This is a genomic window from Collinsella sp. CLA-SR-H006, from assembly GCF_040097075.1.
In the GTDB taxonomy this organism is placed as follows: Bacteria; Actinomycetota; Coriobacteriia; order Coriobacteriales; family Coriobacteriaceae; genus Collinsella.
Window position 1 is genome coordinate 1 of sequence record NZ_JBBNPD010000028.1, and the last position, 3,164, is coordinate 3,164.

General features: G+C 60.4%; 3 protein-coding genes. All 3 read left to right on the plus strand.

Annotated elements, in window-relative coordinates; all coding sequences use genetic code 11:
* Positions 1–78: arginine deiminase family protein (locus AAA069_RS09880; protein ID WP_195192534.1), on the plus strand; the 78-nt coding region annotated here is incomplete at its 5' end.
* A gap of 105 nt (positions 79–183) precedes the next feature.
* Positions 184–1,179 (plus strand): ornithine carbamoyltransferase, encoded by a 996-nt coding sequence (gene argF, locus AAA069_RS09885; RefSeq protein ID WP_006234279.1) that lies wholly within the window; start codon positions 184–186, stop codon positions 1,177–1,179.
* Between the two features lie 147 nt (positions 1,180–1,326).
* Positions 1,327–2,805, plus strand: a complete 1,479-nt coding sequence (locus AAA069_RS09890) for a YfcC family protein (protein WP_161115923.1) — start codon at positions 1,327–1,329, stop codon at positions 2,803–2,805.
* The last annotated feature ends 359 nt before the right edge of the window (positions 2,806–3,164 follow it).

Genomic DNA, 3,164 nt, shown 5'->3' on the forward strand with positions numbered 1-3,164 from the left:
GTGCCCTCCGCCGAGCTCTCCCGCGGCCGCGGCGGCCCGCGCTGCATGAGCATGCCCTTCTGGCGCGAGGACCTCTAAGTCTTTCCGTTTCCGGTGCGGTCCCCCTACAACCGCACCGGCTTCGCCCGTTAAACGGGCAACACTGATACTTACGTAATTCATTTCTTCGAAAGGAATCGAACCATGGGTGTTAACCTCTCCGGCCGTAGCTTCCTCAAGCTTCTCGACCTCACCACCGAGGAGATCGAGTACCTGCTCAAGCTCTCCAAGAACTTCAAGGATATGAAGCGCGCTGGCGTTCCGCATCGCTATCTCGAGGGCAAGAACATCGTTCTGCTCTTCCAGAAGACCTCCACTCGTACCCGCTGCGCCTTCGAGGTCGGCGGCATGGACCTGGGCATGGGCGTGACCTATCTCGATCCCGGTTCGTCGCAGATGGGCAAGAAGGAGTCCATCGAGGACACCGCCCGCGTTCTCGGCCGCATGTATGACGGCATCGAGTTCCGTGGCTTTGCCCAGGACGACGTCGAGGAGCTCGCTGCTAAGTCCGGCGTGCCCGTGTGGAACGGCCTGACCACTGAGTGGCATCCCACCCAGATGCTCGCCGATATCCTGACCGTCCAGGAGAACTTCAACTACGACATCAAGGGCAAGACCCTCGTCTTCATGGGCGACTGCAAGAACAACGTCGCTCGCTCCCTCATGGTCGTCTGCTCCAAGCTCGGCATGAACTTCGTGGCCTGCGGCCCCGAGGAGTGCATGCCCGCCGACGACGTCATCGAGGCCTGCAAGCCCATCGCCGAGGCCAACGGTTGCACCATCAAGCTGACCACCGACGTCAAGGACGGCGTCACCGGTGCCGACGTTATCTACACCGACGTGTGGGTCTCCATGGGCGAGCCCGACGAGGTCTGGGCCGAGCGTATCGCTCAGCTCACCCCGTATCGTGTTACCTCCGAGGTCATGGCTATGGCCAACCCGGGCGCCATCTTCCTGCACTGCCTGCCCAGCTTCCACGACACCAACACCACCATTGGCGCCGAGAAGTGCGAGCAGTTCGGCATCACCGAGCAGGAGGTCACCGACGAGGTCTTCGAGAGCCCCGCTTCCAAGGTCTTCGACGAGGCCGAGAACCGCATGCACACCATCAAGGCTGTCATGTACGCCACGCTCAAGTAAGAGCATCTAGCATCTCGCTCGGGGTGTATTGCTGCACACCCCGAGCGGTTTTATCTGGTAATAATCTCGCATCAAGCGGCAGGCACGGCACGGAAGAGCCGCTTCTGGCGAGATCAGTAAATGATTTATGAAGGGGGGATGAGAACTATGACTGAGACCGCTAAGAAAAAGCGCGGTATGCCTTCATCGTTCACCATTCTTCTTGCTCTGCTGGCAATTGTCGCAGTGATTACCGTTATCGTCTCCGGCACGTCCGGCGGCGCGGTTACTGCCGCCCGTCTGAGCGATTTCTGCACCGCCCCGATTAAGGGCTTCGCTGACGCTCTGCCCGTCTGCCTCTTCGTTATGATCCTGGGCGGCTTCCTCGGCATGATGACCGAGACCGGCGCTCTGGACAACGGCATCGCCGTTCTGGTGCAGAAGCTTAAGGGCAACGAGATTATGCTCATTCCCGTGCTGATGCTCATCTTCTCCCTCGGTGGTACCACCTATGGTATGTGCGAGGAGACCGTTCCCTTCTACGCCTTGCTTGCCGCTACCATGATGGCCGCTGGCTTCGACCCGATGGTCGGTGCCGCCACCGTCCTGCTCGGCGCTGGCTGCGGCTGTCTGGGCTCCACGGTTAACCCGTTCGCCGTCGGCGCTGCCGTCGACGCTCTGACCGGCGTTGGCATTGAGGTCAACCAGTCCATCATCATCGGCCTCGGTGCCGTCCTGTGGATTGTTACCACTGCTATGTCCATCTTCTTCGTCATGAGCTATGCCAAGAAGGTCAAGGCTGACAAGGGTTCCACCATCCTGTCGATGCAGGAGCTCAAGGACGCCGAAGAGGCTCACGGCAAGGCTGCTTCCGAGGTTCACAATGAGGTCAAGCTCACCGGTCGTCAGAAGGGTGTTCTGATCGCCTTTGCCTTCACCTTCGTCGTCATGATCGTCGGCTTCATCCCGCTGGCCGACCTCAACGAGGGCGTCGCCAACTTCTTTGACGCTGGCGCTGTCTACGATGCCGACGGTAACGCCGTCGTCCAGGGCTGGTCTGCCCTGATCACCGGCCTGCCCATTGGCCAGTGGTACTTCGACGAGGCTTCCACCTGGTTCTTCCTCATGGCTGTCCTGATCGGTATCATCGGTGGCCTGTCCGAGAAGCAGATCGTCAACACCTTCATCACCGGCGCTGCCGACATGATGTCCGTTGTTCTCGTCATCGCCCTCGCTCGTGGTATCTCCGTCCTCATGGCTAACACCGGCCTCGACGTCTACGTCCTCGACGCTGCCGCCAATGCCCTGGCTGGCCTGTCCGGTGTGATCTTCGCTCCCATGAGCTTCCTGGTCTACTTCGGCCTGTCCTTCCTGATCCCCTCGACCTCCGGTATGGCCACCGTCTCCATGCCCATCATGGGACCGCTGGCTGTTAAGCTCGGCTTCTCGCCCGAGGTCATGGTCATGATCTTCTCCGCCGCCATCGGTGTCGTGAACCTGTTCACCCCGACCTCCGGCGCCATCATGGGCGGTCTCGCCCTGGCCAAGATCGAGTGGACGACCTGGCTCAAGTTTGCCCTTAAGCTCATCGTCGCGCTCTCCGTCGTCTGCGCCATCATCCTGACCGTCGCCTGCGTGTTGCTCTAAGTACCCAACGGGTACCCCACGGAAACCTTGACGATCCTGTAAAGGATCACCTGGTCATCGTCTGTCCGGTGGGGTCAACCCACCGGTAGACTCCTACCTTTAGCCCCCTCCCGTTCCGTGCGCGGGAGGGGGCGCACTTATGTTGCGCGGTTCTACGAACCGCGCAACCAGTCGACGCTGCGCGCCGCCCAGGACGACAATTTGTCATTCAAAAGGCAAGGCATGACCAGAAGGTCTATGCCTTGCCTTTTTCATGCCAACTTGTACGTCCTGGACGGCGCTCGCTCATATGACCCAATCCGCTGTCAAGAGCCACAATGGCCCCGCCGACCGCTTGCAATCGGTCGGCGGAGCCTGCC

Bases quoted from the DNA above. Each gene is read 5' to 3' on its own strand.
- AAA069_RS09890 (WP_161115923.1), top strand. From the start codon at position 1,327: ATGACTGAGACCGCTAAGAAAAAGCGCGGTATGCCTTCATCGTTCACC.
- argF (WP_006234279.1), top strand. From the start codon at position 184: ATGGGTGTTAACCTCTCCGGCCGTAGCTTCCTCAAGCTTCTCGACCTC.